This window comes from Thalassospira sp. UBA4513 (assembly GCF_002388495.1).
In the GTDB taxonomy this organism is placed as follows: Bacteria; Pseudomonadota; Alphaproteobacteria; order Rhodospirillales; family Thalassospiraceae; genus Thalassospira; species Thalassospira tepidiphila.
Genome location: NZ_DGMR01000019.1, coordinates 70,303 through 90,450, shown reverse-complemented (window position 1 = coordinate 90,450; position 20,148 = coordinate 70,303). Strand labels below are relative to the sequence as shown.

The 20,148-nt window shown below is 56.0% G+C and carries 22 protein-coding genes; 10 read left to right on the top strand and 12 right to left on the bottom strand.

Annotated elements, in window-relative coordinates; all coding sequences use genetic code 11:
• The coding region (locus tag B2T33_RS07010; protein WP_286791576.1) for a UbiD family decarboxylase at positions 1-923 on the bottom strand (923 nt) is incomplete at its 3' end.
• Positions 924-1,187: 264 nt separating this feature from the next.
• Here B2T33_RS07010 and B2T33_RS07005 point away from each other — a divergent pair.
• Together B2T33_RS07005 and B2T33_RS07000 are read left to right on the top strand one after the other, a co-directional pair.
• Positions 1,188-1,544, top strand: a complete 357-nt coding sequence (locus B2T33_RS07005) for a DUF4170 domain-containing protein (protein ID WP_064782192.1) — start codon at positions 1,188-1,190, stop codon at positions 1,542-1,544.
• A gap of 14 nt (positions 1,545-1,558) precedes the next feature.
• Entirely contained in the window at positions 1,559-2,299 is a 741-nt protein-coding gene (locus B2T33_RS07000) for a hypothetical protein (RefSeq protein WP_197146811.1), read from the top strand.
• On the opposite strand, the gene B2T33_RS06995 is transcribed toward B2T33_RS07000, so the two are convergent.
• Both B2T33_RS06995 and ubiA read right to left on the bottom strand, forming a co-directional pair.
• Complete coding sequence (locus B2T33_RS06995) at positions 2,296-3,003, bottom strand: class I SAM-dependent methyltransferase (protein ID WP_286791575.1); 708 nt, start codon at positions 3,001-3,003, stop codon at positions 2,296-2,298. The genes B2T33_RS07000 and B2T33_RS06995 overlap by 4 nt on opposite strands.
• A gap of 30 nt (positions 3,004-3,033) precedes the next feature.
• Positions 3,034-3,987, bottom strand: a complete 954-nt coding sequence (gene ubiA, locus B2T33_RS06990; RefSeq protein ID WP_286791574.1) for a 4-hydroxybenzoate octaprenyltransferase — start codon at positions 3,985-3,987, stop codon at positions 3,034-3,036.
• A 60-nt stretch (positions 3,988-4,047) separates the two neighbouring features.
• On the opposite strand from ubiA, the gene B2T33_RS06985 reads away from it, so the two are divergent.
• Together B2T33_RS06985 and B2T33_RS06980 are read left to right on the top strand one after the other, a co-directional pair.
• Positions 4,048-4,848 carry a 16S rRNA (uracil(1498)-N(3))-methyltransferase gene (locus B2T33_RS06985; RefSeq protein ID WP_063087326.1) on the top strand — a complete coding sequence of 267 codons (801 nt, stop codon included), beginning with the start codon at positions 4,048-4,050 and terminating at the stop codon, positions 4,846-4,848.
• An 11-nt stretch (positions 4,849-4,859) separates the two neighbouring features.
• Positions 4,860-6,230 carry a glutamate--cysteine ligase gene (locus B2T33_RS06980; protein ID WP_063087327.1) on the top strand — a complete coding sequence of 457 codons (1,371 nt, stop codon included), beginning with the start codon at positions 4,860-4,862 and terminating at the stop codon, positions 6,228-6,230.
• A gap of 77 nt (positions 6,231-6,307) precedes the next feature.
• Here B2T33_RS06980 and glpD read toward each other — a convergent pair whose 3' ends face one another.
• From glpD to phnD, 5 genes are all read right to left on the bottom strand, one after another.
• The gene (glpD, locus tag B2T33_RS06975; RefSeq protein ID WP_286791573.1) at positions 6,308-7,828 is read right to left on the bottom strand and encodes a glycerol-3-phosphate dehydrogenase; all 1,521 of its coding nucleotides are present in this window, start codon (positions 7,826-7,828) and stop codon (positions 6,308-6,310) included.
• A 1-nt stretch (position 7,829) separates the two neighbouring features.
• Positions 7,830-8,654: a phosphonate ABC transporter, permease protein PhnE gene (gene phnE, locus B2T33_RS06970; RefSeq protein WP_008891549.1), complete on the bottom strand. Its 825-nt coding sequence runs from the start codon at positions 8,652-8,654 to the stop codon at positions 7,830-7,832.
• Positions 8,648-9,454, bottom strand: a complete 807-nt coding sequence (gene phnE / locus B2T33_RS06965) for a phosphonate ABC transporter, permease protein PhnE (protein ID WP_008891550.1) — start codon at positions 9,452-9,454, stop codon at positions 8,648-8,650. The genes phnE (B2T33_RS06970) and phnE (B2T33_RS06965) overlap by 7 nt, the downstream gene beginning before the upstream one ends.
• Positions 9,451-10,248, bottom strand: coding sequence for a phosphonate ABC transporter ATP-binding protein (gene phnC / locus B2T33_RS06960; protein WP_008891551.1), 798 nt, complete (start codon positions 10,246-10,248; stop codon positions 9,451-9,453). Before phnC ends, phnE (B2T33_RS06965) begins: the two co-directional genes overlap by 4 nt.
• Before the next feature lie 82 nt (positions 10,249-10,330).
• Complete coding sequence (gene phnD / locus B2T33_RS06955; protein ID WP_286791572.1) at positions 10,331-11,329, bottom strand: phosphate/phosphite/phosphonate ABC transporter substrate-binding protein; 999 nt, start codon at positions 11,327-11,329, stop codon at positions 10,331-10,333.
• Between the two features lie 157 nt (positions 11,330-11,486).
• Between phnD and B2T33_RS06950 the strand changes: the two genes are divergently transcribed.
• The 6 genes from B2T33_RS06950 (at position 11,487) to B2T33_RS06925 (ending at position 16,423) form a co-directional block, all read left to right on the top strand.
• Positions 11,487-12,332 carry a DeoR/GlpR family DNA-binding transcription regulator gene (locus B2T33_RS06950; protein WP_286791571.1) on the top strand — a complete coding sequence of 282 codons (846 nt, stop codon included), beginning with the start codon at positions 11,487-11,489 and terminating at the stop codon, positions 12,330-12,332.
• Positions 12,333-12,493: 161 nt separating this feature from the next.
• Complete coding sequence (fumC, locus tag B2T33_RS06945) at positions 12,494-13,891, top strand: class II fumarate hydratase (protein ID WP_286791570.1); 1,398 nt, start codon at positions 12,494-12,496, stop codon at positions 13,889-13,891.
• Positions 13,892-14,045: 154 nt separating this feature from the next.
• Positions 14,046-14,519 carry a DUF2946 family protein gene (locus tag B2T33_RS06940; protein WP_197146819.1) on the top strand — a complete coding sequence of 158 codons (474 nt, stop codon included), beginning with the start codon at positions 14,046-14,048 and terminating at the stop codon, positions 14,517-14,519.
• A 75-nt stretch (positions 14,520-14,594) separates the two neighbouring features.
• On the top strand, positions 14,595-15,092 hold the full coding sequence (locus tag B2T33_RS06935; protein ID WP_197146820.1) for a copper chaperone PCu(A)C: 498 nt from the start codon (positions 14,595-14,597) through the stop codon (positions 15,090-15,092).
• Positions 15,093-15,193: 101 nt separating this feature from the next.
• Positions 15,194-15,697 carry a cupin domain-containing protein gene (locus tag B2T33_RS06930; protein ID WP_197146821.1) on the top strand — a complete coding sequence of 168 codons (504 nt, stop codon included), beginning with the start codon at positions 15,194-15,196 and terminating at the stop codon, positions 15,695-15,697.
• Positions 15,698-15,775: 78 nt separating this feature from the next.
• A complete protein-coding gene (locus B2T33_RS06925) occupies positions 15,776-16,423 on the top strand; it encodes a LysE family translocator (protein ID WP_064782136.1) in 648 nt (215 codons plus the stop codon).
• Between the two features lie 113 nt (positions 16,424-16,536).
• Here the strand turns inward: B2T33_RS06925 and B2T33_RS06920 are convergent, their stop codons facing one another.
• From B2T33_RS06920 to B2T33_RS06905, 4 genes are all read right to left on the bottom strand, one after another.
• The gene (locus B2T33_RS06920) at positions 16,537-17,532 is read right to left on the bottom strand and encodes a peptide ABC transporter ATP-binding protein (protein WP_008891559.1); all 996 of its coding nucleotides are present in this window, start codon (positions 17,530-17,532) and stop codon (positions 16,537-16,539) included.
• On the bottom strand, positions 17,532-18,545 hold the full coding sequence (gene dppD, locus B2T33_RS06915) for a dipeptide ABC transporter ATP-binding protein (RefSeq protein WP_286791569.1): 1,014 nt from the start codon (positions 18,543-18,545) through the stop codon (positions 17,532-17,534). The genes B2T33_RS06920 and dppD overlap by 1 nt, the downstream gene beginning before the upstream one ends.
• A gap of 3 nt (positions 18,546-18,548) precedes the next feature.
• Entirely contained in the window at positions 18,549-19,484 is a 936-nt protein-coding gene (locus tag B2T33_RS06910; protein ID WP_063087347.1) for an ABC transporter permease subunit, read from the bottom strand.
• Between the two features lie 13 nt (positions 19,485-19,497).
• Positions 19,498-20,148 (bottom strand): ABC transporter permease subunit (locus B2T33_RS06905; RefSeq protein ID WP_286791568.1); only part of this gene is annotated, 651 nt, incomplete at its 5' end.

Here is a 20,148-nt window from a genome sequence, read left to right as displayed (position 1 = left end):
TCTTCGACCGAGTTATAATAACCGGTGTGATCGCCATACGGCCCCTCGGGCGCATATTCATCAAGCGATACGTAACCTTCAAGAATGATCTCGGCCGTGGCCGGGACCTTGAGCGGGACGGTTTTGCAATCGACCAGTTCAACCTTTTCACCGCGCAGAAGGCCAGCAAACTGATATTCCGACAGGGTATCGGGGACCGGGGTGACAGCCGCAAGGATCGTACCAGGATCTGCGCCCAGAACGATGGCGGCTGGCAGCGGTTCACGCTTTTCCTGTTTCCAGCGCGCATGATGCTGTGCGCCACCGCGATGTTTCAGCCAGCGCATGATGGTTTTGTTTTTACCCAACACCTGCATGCGATAGATGCCAAGGTTAAACACATCGCGCTTGTCACCGCCCTTGGCGCCAGCACTTGGCCCCTGGGTCACGACCAGCGGCCAGGTGATCAGCGGGCCGGGTTCGCCGGGCCAGCAGGATTGCACCGGAATTTTCGAAAGATCGATATCATCGCCCTGAAGGACCACTTCCTGACACGGGGCTTTCGAAACCGTTTTGGGTTTCATCGCCATCACGGTCTTGGCAAGCGGCAGCAGCGAAAAAGCTTCGCGGATGCTGGCCGGTGGTTCGGGCTGTTTCAGGAACGCCAGCGTTTCGCCGACTTCGCGCAGTTCTTCGGGTTTGCGGTTCATGCCCGCCGCCACACGGTCCACGGTGCCAAACAGGTTGACCAGAACCGGCATGTCGTATTTTTTGCCGTCATCACCGACAACATTTTCAAACAGAACAGCCGGGCCACCTTCGGCGAGAAGGCGGGTCTGGATTTCCGTCATTTCAAGATTGGGGGAGACCGGTTCAGTGACACGGACAAGACGGCCGGTTTTTTCCAGCGCATCCATGAAGTCACGAAGGGATTGATAGGGCATGGCACCTGTCATCTGCAAAGCTTTGAAACCTGATTGTCTTCATACGCCGCGGAGCGAAACGGGACAACCTTACTGTTGTCAAATACGTCATTTGTAACCGCATCGATCCATCCCTACATGATCTGACAATGCTGCGTTGCACGGCGATGCATAATTTTGCGGTTTTGGTCAGCGCATCATTTGGTTATACATTGGCAAGGAAAAGAGTCGCGTGACCCACAGCACGCGACCTGGCAACTCACCAAAAGCATGAAGGACGCACAGATGGCCAAGTACTGGGTTATCGGGGGCACCTATCAGGATACCGGTTTCGATAAGCCGATTGGCGAAGAAACCAAAGTTGGTCCGTTTGGCAGCTTCGAAGACGCCGAAAAGGAATGGTCGAAAATGGCCTGGCAGTCGGTTGATGACGCGAATTCGCGGTATCGTATCGAACGCCTTGAAGAATACTGGGTAGTCGGTGGCGAATATGAAAGCACCGATTTCGAAACCCCGGTTGGCGGTGAAGAAGAACGTCATGGCCCGTTTGCCACGTTTGGCGATGCCGAAAAAGCATGGTCGAAACTGGCATGGCAGCATGTTGACGACTGCAATTATCGCTATCGTGTCGTCGAAGGCTAAGCCGGACGGCCAATATGTTTTCGATATCTGATGCGCATATGATCACGGATCCCGTGTTGCGCGACCAGATCGAACAGCATCCGCGCGCGCAGGATCTCCTGCGCGCGTTTTTGTATCCCTATCCTGCGCCGGATCACGACTTTCTGTTTCGTGGTGGTGACGTAGTTGCGATGGGACCATCAGACGTCGCGACTGCGACAAGGGGCAGGACACCGGTTCTGGCCGTCGGGTCCAATCGTGCGCCGGTACAACTGACCCGAAAATTCACCCATCAGAACCTGTCTGATGAAATCCCGGTGACCCATGGCTGGTTGGCACATCATGATATTGTCTATTCAACGCACATAACCGGATACGGCGCAGTTCCGGCAACGCTGGCGTCCTCACCGGGCACGCGCGTGCGTGTTTCGATAACCTGGCTCACCCCGACACAACTTGCACATATGCATGTCACGGAATCGGTGCCAGCCCATTACAGCTATGTTCAATTTCCGGGTCGCGATCTTGATCTCGATTGCGGGGTCACTTCCGATCACATCGGCATGTACCAATCTGCACGCGGACATGTTTTTGATCAGGGATCGGTGTTTGCCTTGTCTGCGATTGAGGCCAGAGATCGCCGGTTCACATCCCTTGACCAATGGGAAATGATGGCACTTTTCGCCAAGCGTGCCGGCCAGGTCTTTAGCCCCGCATTCGTCCTGCGTGTCATTGATGATCCGGCATTTCGCCGTCTTGTTGTTGAACAGGATTAATCGCGGTCCGGCAAAAGCTGCCAGATACGGGTGAATTTGGTGTCGGTGTCCTCGACCGCGACATCGACCGGCACGTCGTAGGTTTCAAGTTCATCAATGTTATGCGTCGGCGCATAGGTTCGGCCGGGGTCGGCCAGGATGACCTTGGTGCCAAGGCGGGCCTCGGCCATCAGCCACTGCAAAACGGCATTTGCCATGTCCTGCTGATAACAGACGTCGCCGGCAAAAATCACATCCCAACGCTTTTGCGGGGCCGAGGTGCCGACAAGATTTTCGGTCGTCGTCGGAATTTGAACACCATTGTGTTTGGCGTTCAGCCTTGTGGCGGTAATCGCCACCGGGTCGATGTCGTTGGCAAGGATTTCTGCGGCATCAGAACGGACGCAGGCAATCGCCTGCATGCCACCACCACAGGCAAAATCAAGCACCCGCTTGCCGCGCACCAGTTCCGGGTGATCAAGGATATAGCGCGTGATTGCCTGCCCACCCGGCCAGGCAAAGGCCCAGTAGGGCGGCGGGATATCAAGCACACCCAGGATATCCTCGGTCGCCTGCCAAAGCGGGGTGATGTGGGTCGCCAGATACATCTCGATTTCCGGTGCCAGTGGCACCCGAGCCGGTACGGTGAATGTTTCGATCAGATCGGCAAATTGCGGATCGTCGACATCGGGCACCAGTGCATCGGCGAAGACATTCTCGCTCATTGGCGGTTTACCTTGAAAAGGGGTATCGGGTTATGCGTTCGCAATCAGGTGCGAAAGCACGATGGCAGCAAGTACCAGTAATCCGTAATCGCGGTTGGATTTAAACCGCTTCAGACAATTGGCCGCATCATCAAGCTTGACGGTGGCAACCTGCCAGCCAAGGTGAATGCCCGCCAACCCCAGCAAGACAAAATAGGACCAGTGCAAACCGGCCAGCATCCCCGAAACGCCCAGCAAAAGCGTGGTCATGGTATAGAAGCCCTTGGCCCATTTCGGCGTCGCATCGCCGAAACGCAGTGCCAAGGACTTTAGCCCGATCTTGGCATCATCATCCTTGTCCTGATGGGCATAGATGGTGTCATAGCCAAGCGTCCAGAAAAAGCCCGCCGCATACATGGCAATGGCGGCCGGCTCCACCGTGCCGGTCACTGCCGCCCAACCGACCAGCGCGCCCCAGTTAAAGGCAAGGCCAAGGCAGGCCTGCGGCCAATAGGTGATCCGCTTCATGAACGGATAGGTGATGATGATCGGGATCGAACAGATGCCGACAATGATCGCCTCGATGCGGAATTGCACCAGAATACCAAGTCCAAGCAACATCATGAAGCCAAGGAACAGCAACGCCTGCCACACCTTGACCTGACCACTTGGCAGCGGGCGGGTGGTGGTGCGTTCGACCTTGCCATCAAAATTGCGGTCGGCCAGATCATTGATCACGCAACCGGCACCGCGCATGATCACAGCACCCACCCCGAACAGCGCCATCATGATGACGATCTGTTTGGTGGTGATGGCATCGGTTAACCCGCCTGCCATGGCGGTGGACCACCAGCAGGGCAAAAGCAAAAGCCAGGTGCCAATCGGGCGATCAAGGCGCAGAAGTTTCAGATAGGGTCGCACAGCTTCGGGCATGAAACGATCGATCCAGCCATCCTGTGGCATATCGTTCTTGCTGGTCTGTATTGGCTGGTTGACCTGTGTCATAATTGGCCTATCTGATAAAAAACCATTTCAATATGCCGTAAAACGGCTTTGGGGACCTTTATGACTGCTGATGCCACGCGCGCCCGCCAACGCCTTTTCGTTCGGGATCCTATCACGGCTGATAGTGAAATCGAACTTGCTCCCGAACAGTCTCATTACCTCGAACATGTCATGCGCCTCAAGCCCGGAACACCGGTAAAAATTTTTAATGGCCTTGACGGGGAGTGGCTGGGCACGATCAGCGAGCTTCGTAAAAAGAAGGGCAGCGTCACCGCGGAACGCCAATTGCGTGCGCAGGGCAATGAAGTTGGTCCGACTCTTGTTTTTGCGCCGATCAAAAAGCAACGACTTGATTTCCTGATTGAAAAGGCGGTCGAGCTTGGGGTTCAAAGTTTGCAACCGGTCATCACCCAGCATGGCATCACCGACAAGGTTCGCCTTGATCGTTTGCAGGCACAGGTGGTTGAAGCGGCCGAACAGTGTGAACGCCTGACTGTGCCTGAGGTTTGCGAACCTGTGCGTCTTTTGGACTGGGTCGCAAACCTGCCGGAAAATCACCATCTGCTATTTTGTGATGAAACAGGATCGGGGTCACCAATTGGTGAAGTGCTAAGTCAGCTATTGGCAAAGGGCGCTGGCTCGTTTATCGACAATACCAATGTTGTTAACCATGCAATCGTGATTGGACCCGAGGGCGGCTTTAGCGCCGACGAACTTGAACGTATCCGCAAACAGCCTTTTGCAACGCCTGTAAGCCTCGGTCCGCGTATTCTGCGTGCCGAAACGGCCGCAATTGCAGCTTTGACCGTATTTCAGGATCGTATCGGCGATTGGTCGCACCGACCCGTTGCGAGAGATTAGGGGAAGCCCTTATGACTGTCAGCGCCTCCACTGGTGACAGCCCGGTAATTGAAAGCCGGCGCCAGCTTGTCGAATGGTTCGAGTCCGGCTGTACGCCAAAAAAAGACTGGGCCATCGGCACCGAACACGAAAAATTCGCCTTCACCCGCGATGATCTTCGCCCCATCCCCTATGAGGGGGAGCGCGGGGTCAAAATGCTGCTCAATGCCCTGGCCGAACATTATGATTGGGAACCGATCATTGAGAACGGCAATGTCATTGCACTGACCAAGGACAAATGTTCCGTCTCGCTCGAACCGGGCGGGCAGATTGAACTTTCCGGTGCGCCGCTTAAAAACATTCACCAGACCTGTGGTGAAGTGCATACGCACCTGCACGAAGTCCGCGAGATTTGTGACGGGCTTGGCATTGATATGCTGGGTGTCGGCCATAATCCGAAATGGAAACGCGAAGATATCCCGTGGATGCCCAAGGGCCGCTACGAGATCATGAAAAATTACATGCCCAAGGTCGGAAACCTTGGTCTGGACATGATGCTCAGGACCTCGACCATTCAGGTCAATCTGGATTTCAGTTCCGAAGCCGACATGGTCAAGAAATTCCGGACCTCTTTGGCGCTTCAGCCTGTGGCAACCGCCCTGTTTGCGGCGTCGCCGTTTGTTGATGGCAAGCCAAGCGGTTTCTTGTCGGCACGATCAAACGTCTGGACCGATACCGATCCGGATCGTTGTGGCATGTTGCCGTTCGTGTTCGAGGACGGTTTTGGCTTTGAACGTTATGTCGACTACATGCTCGATGTGCCGATGTATTTCGTTTATCGCGACGGCAAATACATTGATGCGGCGGGCAAGTCGTTCCGTGATTTCATGGATGGCAAACTTGATGTTCTGCCGGGTGAACGCCCGACCATGAATGACTGGTCTGATCACATGACCACGGCCTTCCCGGAAGTGCGTCTTAAGAAGTTCCTTGAAATGCGCGGTGCCGATGGTGGCCCGTGGAAACGCATCTGTGCGCTGCCGGCCCTTTGGGTGGGGCTGTTGTATGATGATGCGGCCCTTGATGCCGCTTGGGATCTGGTCAAGGACCTGTCGGTAACTGAACGCGAAGCGCTTCGCAACGACGTTCCGCGCACCGCCCTTGCCACCCCGTTCAAAAACGGCACGGTTCAGGATCTTTCCAAAGACGTTCTGGCGATTTCCCGTCAGGGTCTTAAAAACCGTGGCCGCATGGATAGCTACGGCGACGATGAAGGCCATTTCCTTGATAGCCTTGATGATGTCGCACAAAGCGGCCGCACCCTGGCAGAGGAATTCCTTGATAAGTACGAAACCGAATGGAACGGCTCGGTCGATCCGTTGTTCAAGGAATACGCCTACTAAGGCCAACGAATACGCAATAAAAAGGGCAGTGATTTCACTGCCCTTTTTTGATGTTTGCAGGTTGCTCGTTTTGAGGGTTACTGCGCAGCCCGATCAAGCCGGGTTTGGGCGGCAAACCATTTTTCGATGGCATCGACCTGATCAGGCTGCATCCCGAGGCCAAGCTTGGTCCTGCGCCACAGAACATCTTCTGCGCAACACGCCCATTCGTTGGCCATCAGGTAGTGGAGTTCTGCTTCGTAAAGGTTTGGCGCGACCTCTGTGCCCAGATCACCAAGCGATGTCGCCGTGCCAATGATCTTGCTGATCTCGGTGCCGTAGCTTCGCACCAGCCGATACAGCAATGCGCGTGGCAACCAGTCATAGGTTGATTTGGCCTTGGCAAGGAACGCATCAAAATCGCCGTCGGGCATGTCGCCACCGGGAAGGATGGCGTTTGCTGTCCAGTCCTTGGCATTGTTGCCCAGAACCGGGGCCAGTTTTTGCATCGCATGTTCGGCAAGCTTGCGATAAGTCGTGATCTTGCCGCCATAGATCGACAGGATCGGGGCGGCGCTGCCGCTATCGCCGGTATCAAGATCAAACACGTAGTCGCGGGTTACCGCCGACGCATTGTCGTTCTTGTCGTCATAAAGCGGTCGCACACCGGAATAATCCCAGACCACGTCCTTGCGGCCAAGCGGTTTGGCGAGATAGCCATTCACCAGATCCAGCAGATAGTCGGTTTCCTGATCGCTGATTTTGACCTGTGCCGGATCGCCGGTATAGGCAACATCGGTGGTGCCGATCAGGGTGTAGTCCTGCTGATAGGGGATGGCAAAGGCAATGCGGCCGTCGCCATTCTGGAAGATATAGCAATGATCATGGTCATGAATGCGCGCAACCACAATGTGGCTGCCCTTGACCAGTCGAAGACCGGCGGCCTTTCTGCCAAGTCCGGCATTTTCGACCATCTCGGTGACCCATGGCCCTGCGGCATTGACCACGGACTTGGCGCTAATCGATTGCGGGGCACCATCAGGCCCGATCAGTTCGGCATTCCAGTGATCGTGATGACGCACCAGTGAGGCACATCTGGTGCGGGTTCGGATGTCAGCCCCACGTGCCTGCGCATCCTGTGCATTGAGGACCACAAGCCTGGCATCATCGACCCAGCAATCGGAATAGGAAAAACCGCCGGCAAAATCGGATTTCAACGGTTGACCTTCCGGCGTGCCGTTAAACGAGACGGCTCGTGATCCGGGCAGGCGTTTGCGCTTTGCCAGATGGTCATAAAGAAACAGTCCGGCGCGCAGCATCCATTTCGGACGCAAACCCCGGTGATGGGGCAAAACGAATGTCAAAGGCCAGATGATATGTGGGGCAGCAGCCAACAGAACTTCGCGTTCCTGAAGTGCTTCGCGCACCAGACGGAACTCGTAATGTTCAAGATATCGAAGACCGCCATGGATGAGTTTGGTCGAGGAAGAAGAGGTGGCCGAGGCAAGGTCGCGCTGTTCGACCAAAAGAACAGAAAGCCCGCGACCGGCGGCATCACGGGCAATACCAGCCCCGTTGATGCCGCCGCCAACGACCAGAAGGTCGTAAGTTCCGGTCACGTTAGATCACCTTTTTACGCAGGTAAGCTGAAATGGCTTCGCCAATTATGACCAGACCAATGATTGCCAGAAGGATCGTGGCAACCGTTTGCCATGCAAAGGTATCAATCGCCCCCTGAAGGATGATGCCGATACCACCAGCCCCAACCAGACCCAGAACCGTACTTTCACGCAGGTTGATGTCCCAGCGCAGAATGGACACGGCAAAGAAGGTCGGCATGACTTGCGGAATGACGCCATAGACGAGAATCTTGAAGCGCGATGCGCCCACAGATTCCAGTGCCTCGATCGGGGCACGGTCGATTTCCTCGATTGCTTCGCCCAGCAATTTGCCAAGGAAGCCAAGCGACCGGAAAATGATCGCCAGAATACCGGCCAGAACACCCGGTCCGAACACAGCCACAAACAGCAGCGCCCAGATGATGGTGTTGACCGAACGCGATGACACCAGAATGAACCGGCCAAGCCAAAGCGTGAAACGGTTCGGCGTGGTGTTCTGGGCTGCGATCAGTGCAATTGGCAGGGACAGGAACACGGCAAAGAAGGTCGCAATGGTTGCGATATTGACGGTTTCCAAAAGTGTCCAGCCGATTTCCTGCCAGCCTTCAAGAGACGGCGGGAACATGCGGGCAAACAGATCGCCCATCTGTTCCGGGGCATCCCAAAGCCACGGCCAGATGATGTTGATCGTCGACAAGGACCAGACAACGGCCAGCGCGACCAGTGCGGTCAGGCCATAGCGCCGCCAGCGTTCCTTGGTGGTGTAGCGGGACCATTCGCGGTTGGCGATTGCTTCCGGTCCGGTAGGTTGGGTGGTGGCTACCATAGGTTCCTCCTGATCCGGCCGCTGATGGCCTCGCTGACAAGGATCACACCGATGATGCAAAGGGTAATCGCCAGCGCAAAGTCATAGTCATAACGCCCAAAGGCATTAAGAAGGGTCGATCCGATACCGCCCGCACCAACGATGCCAACAATGGCAGACGCGCGCAGGTTGCTATCAAGCTGATAGATCGAAAGACCGATCTGACGGGGCATGATTTGCGGGATCACGGCATACAGAAGGGTGACGAATGTCGCCCCGCCAGCAGCACGGATCGCCTCGACCTGACCCCAATCGATTTCTTCGATCCGTTCGGCCAGCATTTTGGCAACGAAACCGATGGAATAGACCGTCAGCGTCAGAATGCCTGCCAGCGGTCCAAAGCCGACAGCTTTGACAAACAGGATGGCAACAATGACCGGGTGGAAGGAACGGGCAACGATGATCACGCCACGCCCGATGGTATAAAGCCATTTCGGTGCGATGTTTGACGCCGATGCAAAGGCAATCGGAACGCTCAGTGCCAGACCAAGCAGGGTCGACACAATCGCGATCTTGATGCTTTCCATGAAGCCGTCAAACAGCAACTCGCCACGGATGAAGCTTGGCGGGAAGGCGCCCTTGAAGATGCGGATCGCACGCGGGACACCGTCCTGGATGCGCTCCCAGTCGAATGGCAGGGTTGTGATGGCCCACCAGACATAGGCAACAACAGCAATCAGAAGTCCCCAGCGCAACATCGGGTTGGCAATAAAGGGGGGCTTCTTCCATGTGCGGCCCGTTTTTTGAACGGTGCTGCTCATCGTGCGGCGACCTCACGCAGGTGGGTGCTGCTTTCGGCGTCGCCGCGTTCTTCGGCGGGCACACCGGCATAGATGTCGTCCATGGCGTCATTGGTCAGATCGACCGGCTCGCCATCGAAAATGATGCGGCCAAAGCGCATACCAACGATCCGCTGGGTGTATTCCTTGGCTTCGTTGACGTTATGGATGTTGATCAGAACCGGCAGGTGCAGCTCGGATGCGAGCGCGCGCAGCAGTTCCATGATCTGACGGGATGTTTTCGGATCAAGCGATGCGGTCGGTTCATCGGCCAGCAGGATTTCAGGTTCCTGCATCAGGGCGCGGACCACACCGACACGCTGGCGTTCACCGCCGGAAAGTTCATCGGCACGTTTGTCGGCATAATGGGCAATCCCGACGCGTTCCATCAAATGAAAGGCGCGGTCAATGTCTTCCTGCGGATATTTGCGCGTGACCGCGCGCCATGCCGGAAGATAGCCAAGGCGACCAGACTGCACGTTTTCCATCACCGTCAAACGGTCAATCAGGTTGAAGCCCTGAAACACCATGCCGATGCGACGGCGTGCCAGACGCAGTGCCTTGCCTTCAAGCTTGGTCAGTTCCGTGCCATTGAGTTCGATGGAGCCAGAAGACGGTTCGACAAGGCGGTTGATACAGCGCAGAAGGGTACTTTTACCCGCACCTGATGCGCCGATGATGGAAACAACACTTTCGCCCGGCACTTCAAGGTTCAGGTTCTTCAACACTGCCTTTTCTTCGCCATAGCGTTTTACAAGTTCTTTGATACGCAGCATTGCGTTACCCCGAATGAAATGGGTGGCACAGGGCCTGCCAAGGCAGGCCCTGCAAAGTTCGGATCGATTGGAAAATCAGGAATTACTTCAGGTTGTCCGGGGTGTATTTCACACCGTTGGCAGCCTGAATTTCGCGGATAACCGCCCAGTCTTCCTGATAGGTGATCGGCAGGAACTTCGACACACCCTTGAATTCTTCACCAAGGGCGGTGCCCTTCATGTCAAAGGTAAAGAAGGCTTCCTTGATCTTTTCGACCAGTTCCGGCTTCAGGTTGTAGGCATAGTTGAACGAAGTGGTCGGGAAAGGCTTGCTTTCATAGATGATTTTGACTTCGTTCGGATCATAGAGATCGCGCTGGGCCATACGTTCAACAACTTCGGACGCGACCGGGGCGGCGTCATAGTCACCGGCGACAACGCCCAGGATCGACTGATCGTGCGAACCGGAATAGACAACTTCGTAATCCTGTTCAGGGACGATGCCCTGACCCGGAAGCAGTGCACGCGGTGCAAGGTTGCCCGAGTTCGAGGTCGGCGAGGTATGAGCAACGCGTTTGCCCTTAAGATCAGCCGGGGTATCAATGCCGCTGTCGACACGGGTGTAGAGCTGAAGCGTGTAACCAAAGCGACCATCATCCGCACCCATCAGGGCGAACGGAACCGCGCCGGCAAGGTTGACGGCAAACGGGGTCGGGCCGGTCGAGAAGCCGGCAACGTGCAGACGGCCTGAACGCATGGCTTCGACTTCTGCCGAGTTCGACTGAACGGCAAAGAAGTGAACGTCCTTGCCGGTGACTTCTTCAAGATGCTGCAGGAACGGGTCCCAGATATCGGCATAAACCGCCGGGTCTTCGACCGGGGTATATGCAAAGACAAGGGTGTCCGGATCGACCTGCTGGTCTGCAGGCGGGGCATCAGCAACAAGGTCGCCGTCCATGTCGCAATACATCGGGTCAAGATCGCCACGTGCGATGCAGTCATCTGCCGCCGCAGCCGGGGTGGATGCCATGCCGACCATGCCGATTGCGGCAAGGAGGGTGATGAGCTTTAAACTGTCGGTTTTTTTCGGAATTGAAAACACTGTTTTCGAACCTTTCTTCCCTGTGAATGACGGCTTTCCGCCGTTTTTGAATGTGGTTTTGTTGTTTTTATTGTTGCTTTAACCAACAGTATGAATTTGAAAAAGTTGGAAAATCAACACAAAACTGTAACAAAAGGTTTCACTCAGGATTGCTAAGATGCCTGCTATTGGCACAAAACCGGCCATAATTGAGGGGGATGTGGCTTTGCGTTTGGGAAAAAAAGAGCGGCAGCGTCGTATTCTGCAAGAGTTACAGGTTCACCCTCATGTGAGAGTTGCCACACTTGCAGAGCGATTCGATGTTGCAACCGAAACCATCCGCCGTGATCTTGACGCGCTGAGCCGTGATGGATTGATCAAACGCGAGTTCGGTGGCGCATCGGCCCGGCCCATGGGCCATCAGCCCGATCTGGCGCAACGCCAGTTATCGGCGGTGGCCGGGTTTGAACGGATTGGCATGCTGGCGGCCGACATGGTGCGGTCCGGCGATGTGGCAATGATTGATGCCGGTTCAACTGTGGCCCAGATTGCGCCGTTTCTGGCAGCCCGCACGACAAAACTGCCACGCACGTTTCTGACCAATTGCTATGCGGTGGTGCATGGCATGGCCGAACTTGCCGATCATGATGATGTTTTGATGTGTCCGGGCCAGTTTGATCGTCGTGAAAACGCGGTCTATGGCAATGATACCGTCGAATATCTGCGCCGTTTCCACGCCAATATTGCCTTTATCGGAGCATCGGGAATTTCGCGGCAGGGCTTTAGTGACGTCAACCGCCGTGCGGTGGCCGTCAAACGCGCAATGATGGAACGATCAGACGAAACCTGGCTGATGGTTGATCATACGAAGTTTGATCAACGCTATCTGGAAAATGTCGCACCGCTTGAGGCCCTTACCGGCATCATCACGGATCGTCGACCCGAACCGGAATTCGCATCCCAGCTTGAACGGGCGGGAATACGGCTTTTGGCGTGGTGTGATGAAAAACATGGTCTGGCATGAACCGACTGGCCTGAACCGATAAATAGATCGGTCAAACCGCAATTTGGTCGTGGTTGAGTTTGCGTTCGTCCTGATTCCAAACCATATTTCCCGGCACAGCGCGTTATTGTGTTGAATGCCGGGTTCCCGCCCCGGTCAGTTTGTTTCTGACACGGAGGATTATGATCGTGACCAATCCAGTGACCACCCGTACCGAACAGGACACCATGGGCGAAATTGATGTGCCTTCTGATCGGTATTGGGGGGCGCAAACCCAGCGATCCAGACAGAATTTCCGCATTGGCGGTGAACGCATGCCAGATGCCCTGATCAAGGCGTTCGGGGTTCAAAAACTGGCGGCTGCGCGCGCCAATGCCGCCCTTGATAACCTTGATCCGGAACTGGCCAAGGCGATCGAGGCCGCCGCATCCGAAGTGGCCGAAGGCAAGCTTTTGGATCACTTCCCATTGGTGGTCTGGCAGACCGGATCGGGTACCCAGACCAACATGAATGCCAATGAAGTGATCGCCAACCGGGCGTGCGAGATTTTGGGCAAGCCGATGGGCAAGCGCGAACCGGTCCATCCCAATGACCACGTCAATCGTGGCCAGTCATCGAATGACAGTTTCCCGGCCGCCATGCATATCGCCGCCGTGGTCGAGATCGAGGAAAAGCTGAAACCCGCCCTTAAACACCTGCGCTCGACCCTTGACGCCAAGGTCGAAGCATTTGGCGATATCGTCAAAATCGGCCGCACCCACATGCAGGATGCGGTGCCCCTGACCCTGGGGCAGGAATTTTCCGGCTATGCTGCGCAAATCGCACTCGGCCTGGACCGGATCGACGATGCGCTTAAACGCCTGCGCAAACTGGCACAGGGGGGCACCGCCCTTGGTACCGGGCTGAACGCGCCGGATGGCTTTGATGTCGAATTTGCCAAACAGGTTTCAAAGATCACCGGTCTTGAGTTTAAAACGGCGGAAAACAAGTTCGAAGCACTGGCCGCCCATGATGCCTGTGTTGAGATGTCAGGTGTCATGAATGTACTGGCGACGTCCTTGATGAAAATCGGCAATGATATCCGTCTGCTTGGTTCCGGGCCGCGTTGTGGTTTGGGTGAGCTTGTCCTGCCCGCCAATGAACCGGGATCCTCGATCATGCCGGGCAAGGTCAACCCGACCCAGGCCGAGGCATTGACCATGGTGTGCGCGCAGGTGATGGGCAATCATGTTGCGGTCACGGTGGGTGGTTCGAACGGTCATCTGGACCTTAACGTGTTCAAGCCGGTGATCATTTATAACCTTCTGCAATCGATCCGCCTGATTGCCGATGCATCGGTCAGCTTTGCCGATAACTGTATTGCCGGGCTTGAGGCCGATCAGGAAAAGATTGCGCACTATGTCGAACAAAGCCTGATGCTGGTGACCGCCTTGGCACCGCATATTGGCTATGACAATGCGGCGGCCGTGGCCAAGAAGGCGCACAAGGAACGCAGCAGCCTGAAGGAAGCCTGCATCGCGCTTGGTTTCCTTGATGGCGATCGCTTTGATGAGCTGGTTCAGGCCCGCGACATGATCTGATGTGATGTTTTAAAGCATCGAAAAGCAAGGCCGGGCATCGCACCCGGCCTTATGTTTCCGCATGATGAAAAGTATGAAGACGACTGGACAAAACAGACCCCCTGCAATGATCAATGTCATTGCAGGTGTGGTTTAAATCGGGCATATCCAACCCATGATAACGTGCAAACGCCATAACCGCCGTTCGGGCGGAATTTCCCTGCGCCGTGTCGTTCAGACATGGCTGGTGGCGTTTGTTGTCTTGTTTGCGGGTGTCACCCAGTCCGGGCTGGTCCCAGCATTTCTCAGCGGGCAGGCCACCGGCATTGCGACTGCATCCGCGGCGGAAATCGCACCGGGTGGTGATTACGTTCTGATTTGCACCCCGGCTGGCATCAAGCTTGTATCTGCTGATACGCTTGAAGGTGTCGTGGCATCAAATGCGTCCGGTCAAACCGACGAAATGCCGGCCCATGCGTTTTGCCCGCTTTGTGCAAACCATCACGGGGCGATGGCGGCAATTGATTTGCCCTATGTCGCGCCGGTGCCGGTCATTCATGATGTCAGCTATGCCAAGGCGATTGCCTTTGTCGCGGTCAATGACATCCCGCGCGGTCGCCATTCCCGGGCACCCCCGGTTTCCATCTGATTTCAAAGACTGATCAAAACACGATTACTGAAATCGCAGACCTGCGGATGCAGGCTGCTAATTGGATGGAATATCATGAAAAAGCTTTTTGCAATTGTTGCGACCGTGGCGTCGCTGTTTATCGTTACCAACGCCTTTGCCGCCGATATCGAAGTCAAGGATGCCTGGGCCAAGGCATCCAAGGGCATGGTGCGCAATGGTGCGGCCTTCTTTGATGTTGTGAATACCGGGGCTGCCGACCGCATTGTTAGCGTGCGCAGTGATCTTGCGGAACGCACCGAACTTCACACCCACATCATGGAAAACAATGTCATGAAGATGCGCCAAGTTCAGGGTGGTGTTGAGGTGCCAATGCATGGCTCTGTGCAGTTCAAACCGGGCAGCTATCACGTCATGTTCATTGGCCTGAACAAGCCGCTTGAAGAAGGCGAGAAAATCGACATCACACTGGAATTCGAGAAGGCCGGTGATGTGCCTGTGACTATTGATGTTCTCAACACCATGGCGATGGGGCCGAACGGTGGTGCCGGCATGGGGCATGGTCATGGCAAGATGAAAATGAACAGCAACTAAGGTTGCACGGCAGCCGAATATTCAAAGGGGGAAGGTTTGCGCCGACCCCCTTTTTTCGTCATGATGGGGCAACCAAAACGGTCGGTTACAGGGAGCCCACCATGTCTGACGACATCACTATTGACGATCTGATCGCCAAGCTTGGCCTGCAACCCCATCCGGAGGGTGGCTATTACGCCGAGACCTTCAGGGCGTTTGAAACCTGTAATCCCGGCAATCGGTATCTGGGGGTGCGCAGCACGGGAACGGCGATCTATTACCTTCTGACGCGTGATACTTTTTCAGGCATGCATATCCTGACCAGTGACGAGATTTTCCATCACTATATCGGGGATGCCGTCGAACAGCTTCAGCTGTTTGAGGACGGCACGCACAAGCGGGTCGAGATCGGCAAGGATTTGCTGGCCGGGCAGAAACCGCAAATGGTGGTGCCGAAAAATGTCTGGCAGGGGGCGCGGCTTAAGCCCGGCGGCAAGTTTGCGCTTTTGGGCTGCACCGTTGCGCCGGGCTTTGATTTTGCCGATTTCTCTATGGGCAAACGCGCGGCACTGACAGCGAAATGGCCTGCCGCGTCCGAGCTGATTGCGGCATTGACGCGCGACTGATTTTCAGGCGAAAGTACGACGTCACCAACTTGGGGTTGTTTGGCGTGGCCGCCAGCCCCGAAATACAGGAATAGCCCCATGCAGCTCGACACCTGGCTTCTTTTTGCCGGGGCGGCAATCGCGTTGGCGATGGCGCCCGGTCCTAATAATCTTCTCGCGATGTTTAATGGCGCGCGGTATGGCGTATCGTCTGCTGCAGTGGGCGGAATTGGCCGTATTGTTGCCTTTGCCCTGATGATTGTGGTGACTGCGGCCGGGCTTGGTGTGGTGCTTGCTGCGAGTGAAACAGCCTTCCTTGTGATCAAATGGGGTGGCGCGGTTTATCTGGTCTGGCTTGGTCTTAAAAGCTGGTTTGCCAAGGTCAATGACAGTGATGAAACGACTGGCCCGGCCGAGCTTATGGTCAATCCGGGGCCGTTTAATCTGGCAAAGACCGAGTTCCTGACCGCGATTGGCAATCCCAAGGCGATCCTGATCTTTACGGCCTTCTTCCCGCAATTCCTTGATCCGGCTGTGGCATACGGGCCGCAATTCACGGTCATGGGCGTGACATTCATTGCCATGGAAACCAGCGTTTTGCTGGCCTATGGATTGTTGGGCGGGCAGGTCAAGGGCCTGATCAAGTCAGCCCGACATATGCGGATGCTCAACCGTGTTTCGGGCACGCTTCTGGTCGGGGCGGGTGTTTTGCTGGCACTCACCGACCGGTCACGCACGACGGCCTAATTCAGGCAAGATATCCTCAGAAATGCGCAGGGGCGCAGCTTTGTTAAAAGCGCGCCCCCTTGCTCCCTTGTCTACCTGGATAGCTGTTAGGCTTTCCGGGCGATCGCCTGTTGTCAGGCGATTTCTTCGACCCGATGACACGCCACTTCGCGGCCCTCGAAATTGCGCAGTTCCGGGCGAACTTTTGCGCATTCCTCGGTCGCAAACGGGCAGCGTTTATGAAACGCACAGCCCGATGGCGGGTTGATCGGTGATGGCAACTCGCCAGTCAGCGGTTCTGCCTTCACACGTTGTGTCGGATCGATCTTTGGTGCCGACGCCAGAAGCGCCCGTGTATAGGGGTGCAGCGGCTTGGCAAAGATCTCGTCAGTTGGTCCCTTTTCAGCGACGCGACCGAGATACATCACCATGACGTCATCTGCAATATGTCTGACGACAGAAAGATCATGCGAGATGAAAACATAGGCGACATTCATCTCTTCCTGCAGGTCCATCATCAGGTTCAGAACCTGTGCCTGTACCGATACATCAAGGGCCGATACCGGCTCGTCCGCGACGATGACTTTCGGTTCAAGGATAAGGGCACGGGCAATCGCGATACGCTGACGCTGACCACCGGAAAACATATGCGGATAACGCTGATAGAACTCCGGACGCAGGCCAACCTTTGCCATGGTGGCATGGACGCGTTCTTCACGTTCCTTGCGGCCAAGATTATCCATGTTCAAAAGAACTGGCTCGGCCAGGATCTGACCAACCTTTTTGCGCGGGTTCAGCGACCCATACGGGTTCTGGAAGATCATCTGAACGGTGCGGCGGAACTGCTTGGCTTCCTTGTCAGACAGATTGCCAACGGCATTGCCATTCAGTTTCAGCGCGCCCGAGGTCGGCTTTTCGATCAGGGTTAGCTGACGGCCAAGGGTCGATTTGCCACAGCCGGATTCACCGACCACCGCAAGGGTCTTTTGCGATTCAAGCGTAAAGGAAACCCCATCAAGCGCCTTGACCATGGCGCTGGGTTTGCCAAAGCCACGATTGACCTCGTAGTGACGGACAAGATCATCGGATTCCAGAAGCGGAACACCGGGTTTGGTATCCAGAAAACTCATTACACAGTCTCCCCGGTGGTCGTATCAGCGGTCAGGCCGGTCGGCTGGCCCTGATCATTTAGCGGATAGAAGCAACGCACATCGCGGCCATTGAAGTCGGTGACCTCGGGACGCGCTTTTACGCAGTGTTCATTGGCATAACGGCAACGCGGTGCCAGAAGGCATCCCTGCGGGCGGTCATACTGACCGGGAACTACGCCGGGGATGGTGCGAAGACGGTCATGGCCTTCGGAACGTTCCGGCAGTGCTTCCAGCAGCGCCTGCGTATAGGGATGGCGGGGTGCGGCAAAGATGCTATCAGCCGGGCCACTTTCAAACAGCTGGCCGGCATACATGACCTGAATGCGGTTGGCGGCCTCCGACACGAGTGCCAGATCATGGGTGATCAGGATCAGGCCCATGTCGCTGTCTTCTTGCAGTTTCAGCAACAGGTCGATGATCTGGGCCTGAATGGTCACATCAAGGGCCGTGGTCGGCTCGTCGGCAATCAGAAGGCGCGGGTTGCACGCAATTGCCATGGCAATGACGATACGCTGGCTCATGCCGCCCGACAGCTGATGCGGATAGGCGGTCATGCGCGACTTCGGATCGGGAATGCCGACCTGGTTTAATAGATCAAGCGTGCGTTCACGACGTTGCTTCTTGTTGCCGCCCTCATGGACCTTGAGGGCCTCCATGATTTGGGCTTCGACCGTGAAGCACGGATTAAGGGCCGACATCGGATCCTGAAAGATCATGGCAATGTCTTTGCCGGTGATCTCGCGGCGGCGTTTTGCCGGCATGGTGATCAGGTCCTGACCATCAAAGGTCAGGGCATCCGCCGAAACGCGGCCAGGAAAATCAATCAGACCCATCACGGCAAGCGATGAAACCGATTTACCCGAACCGGACTCACCGACGATGCCAAGGACTTCGCCGCGATCAACAGAGTAGCTTACGGAATCAACAGCACGAAACGGCTTGTCTTCGGAGCCGAACTCGACTGTCAGGTTTTTTACTTCGAGAAGAGCCATGACTTACCGTTTCATCTTGGGATCAAGGGCATCGCGCAGGCCATCACCCATCAGGTTGAAGGCAAGCACGGTGACAAGGATGCAAAGGCCGGGGAAGGTGATCACCCACCAGGCGGAGCCCACAAATTCACGGGCCTCGGACAGCATGGTGCCCCATTCCGGCAGCGGCGGCTGCGCGCCAAGGCCAAGGAAGCCAAGGGCAGCAGCATCAAGGATCGCACTTGAAATACCAAGCGTGCCCTGCACGATCAGCGGTGCCATGCAGTTCGGCAAGATGTTGACGAACATCTGGCGGACATGACCGGCACCGGCAATCTGCGATGCGATGACATATTCCTTGTTAAGTTCCGATACGACCGATGCACGTGTCAGGCGCACATAGTGCGGCAACTGGACGATGGCGATGGCCAGCATCGCGTTTTCAAGCCCCGGGCCGAGGATGGCAACAATCGCAAGTGCCATGATCAGGCTGGGCAGGGCCAGCATGATGTCCATCAGGCGCATGACGCCGACTTCGATCCAGCCGCGGAAGTAACCGGCAACCATACCAAGCACGATACCGGCAATCATCGACAGGATCACGACGACGACGCCGATCGAAACCGACAACTGAGCGCCATGGATCAGGCGCGACAGGATGTCACGACCAACCGCATCGGTACCAAGGATGTAACGCGGATCGGCACCTTCCATCCAGATCGGCGGTTTCAGAAACGCGGTACGGTCCTGTGCCACCGGATCGAACGGTGCGATCCATTGTGCGGTCACGGCCAGAAACAGAATGACCGCAATGACGATCAGACCGGCAAAGGCACCACGGTTCTTTTTGAAATAGTCCCAAGTTTCGCGCATCGGGCTCGGCGGTGCGCCGACGGGCTCAACGGCTGCTTCGGCAACGTTTGAGGCCTGTGCTGCGGACGGGGTGGTGTTCTCGCTCATCTCACAGCTCTCCTTAGCGCTTGTAACGGATACGGGGGTTAATAATCCCGTACAGCAGATCGACGATCAGGTTCACGGCCATCACAAGGAAGGCAATCATCAGAATGCCACCCTGAATGGTCGGATAGTCGCGACGGTTCATGGCTTCGATGATCCATTTGCCGATACCCGGCCAAGAGAAAATCGTCTCGGTCAGGATTGCACCAGCCAGCAGGACGCCGACCTGAAGGCCGATCACCGTGATCACCGGGATCAGGGCATTACGCAGCGCATGCACCATGATTACCCGCATCGGTGCCAGACCTTTGGCGCGTGCAACGCGGATATATTCTTCGCCCAGGACTTCCAGCATCGAGGAGCGCGTCATACGCGCAATCACCGCCATCGGAATTGTGCCGAGCGCAACGGTAGGCAGGATCATATGGCTGAGTGCACTGGTGAAAGCGCCTTTCTCACCGCTCAGGAGGCTGTCGATCAGCATGAAACCGGTGACCGGTTCAAAGAAATACATGACCGATATTCGACCCGAGACCGGCGTCCAGCCCAAGGTGGTCGAGAAGAACATGATCAGAAGCAGCGCCCACCAGAAAATCGGCATCGAATAGCCCACAAGTGCGGTCGACATCAGCGCCCGGTCAAAGAACTTGCCCCGGTTCACCGCCGC

Coding starts and splice junctions, on each gene's coding strand:
- dppD (WP_286791569.1), bottom strand. CDS start 18,545: ATGGCTCTTCTCGAAGTAAAAAACCTGACAGTCGAGTTCGGCTCCGAA.
- B2T33_RS07005 (WP_064782192.1), top strand. CDS start 1,188: ATGGCCAAGTACTGGGTTATCGGGGGCACCTATCAGGATACCGGTTTC.
- phnE (WP_008891550.1), bottom strand. CDS start 9,454: ATGAGCAGCACCGTTCAAAAAACGGGCCGCACATGGAAGAAGCCCCCC.
- B2T33_RS06950 (WP_286791571.1), top strand. CDS start 11,487: ATGCCTGCTATTGGCACAAAACCGGCCATAATTGAGGGGGATGTGGCT.
- B2T33_RS06985 (WP_063087326.1), top strand. CDS start 4,048: ATGACTGCTGATGCCACGCGCGCCCGCCAACGCCTTTTCGTTCGGGAT.
- B2T33_RS06940 (WP_197146819.1), top strand. CDS start 14,046: ATGATAACGTGCAAACGCCATAACCGCCGTTCGGGCGGAATTTCCCTG.
- B2T33_RS06995 (WP_286791575.1), bottom strand. CDS start 3,003: ATGAGCGAGAATGTCTTCGCCGATGCACTGGTGCCCGATGTCGACGAT.
- phnE (WP_008891549.1), bottom strand. CDS start 8,654: ATGGTAGCCACCACCCAACCTACCGGACCGGAAGCAATCGCCAACCGC.
- B2T33_RS06930 (WP_197146821.1), top strand. CDS start 15,194: ATGTCTGACGACATCACTATTGACGATCTGATCGCCAAGCTTGGCCTG.
- B2T33_RS06910 (WP_063087347.1), bottom strand. CDS start 19,484: ATGAGCGAGAACACCACCCCGTCCGCAGCACAGGCCTCAAACGTTGCC.
- B2T33_RS06925 (WP_064782136.1), top strand. CDS start 15,776: ATGCAGCTCGACACCTGGCTTCTTTTTGCCGGGGCGGCAATCGCGTTG.
- B2T33_RS06980 (WP_063087327.1), top strand. CDS start 4,860: ATGACTGTCAGCGCCTCCACTGGTGACAGCCCGGTAATTGAAAGCCGG.
- B2T33_RS06935 (WP_197146820.1), top strand. CDS start 14,595: ATGAAAAAGCTTTTTGCAATTGTTGCGACCGTGGCGTCGCTGTTTATC.
- ubiA (WP_286791574.1), bottom strand. CDS start 3,987: ATGACACAGGTCAACCAGCCAATACAGACCAGCAAGAACGATATGCCA.
- B2T33_RS07000 (WP_197146811.1), top strand. CDS start 1,559: ATGTTTTCGATATCTGATGCGCATATGATCACGGATCCCGTGTTGCGC.
- fumC (WP_286791570.1), top strand. CDS start 12,494: ATGATCGTGACCAATCCAGTGACCACCCGTACCGAACAGGACACCATG.
- phnC (WP_008891551.1), bottom strand. CDS start 10,248: ATGCTGCGTATCAAAGAACTTGTAAAACGCTATGGCGAAGAAAAGGCA.
- B2T33_RS06920 (WP_008891559.1), bottom strand. CDS start 17,532: ATGAGTTTTCTGGATACCAAACCCGGTGTTCCGCTTCTGGAATCCGAT.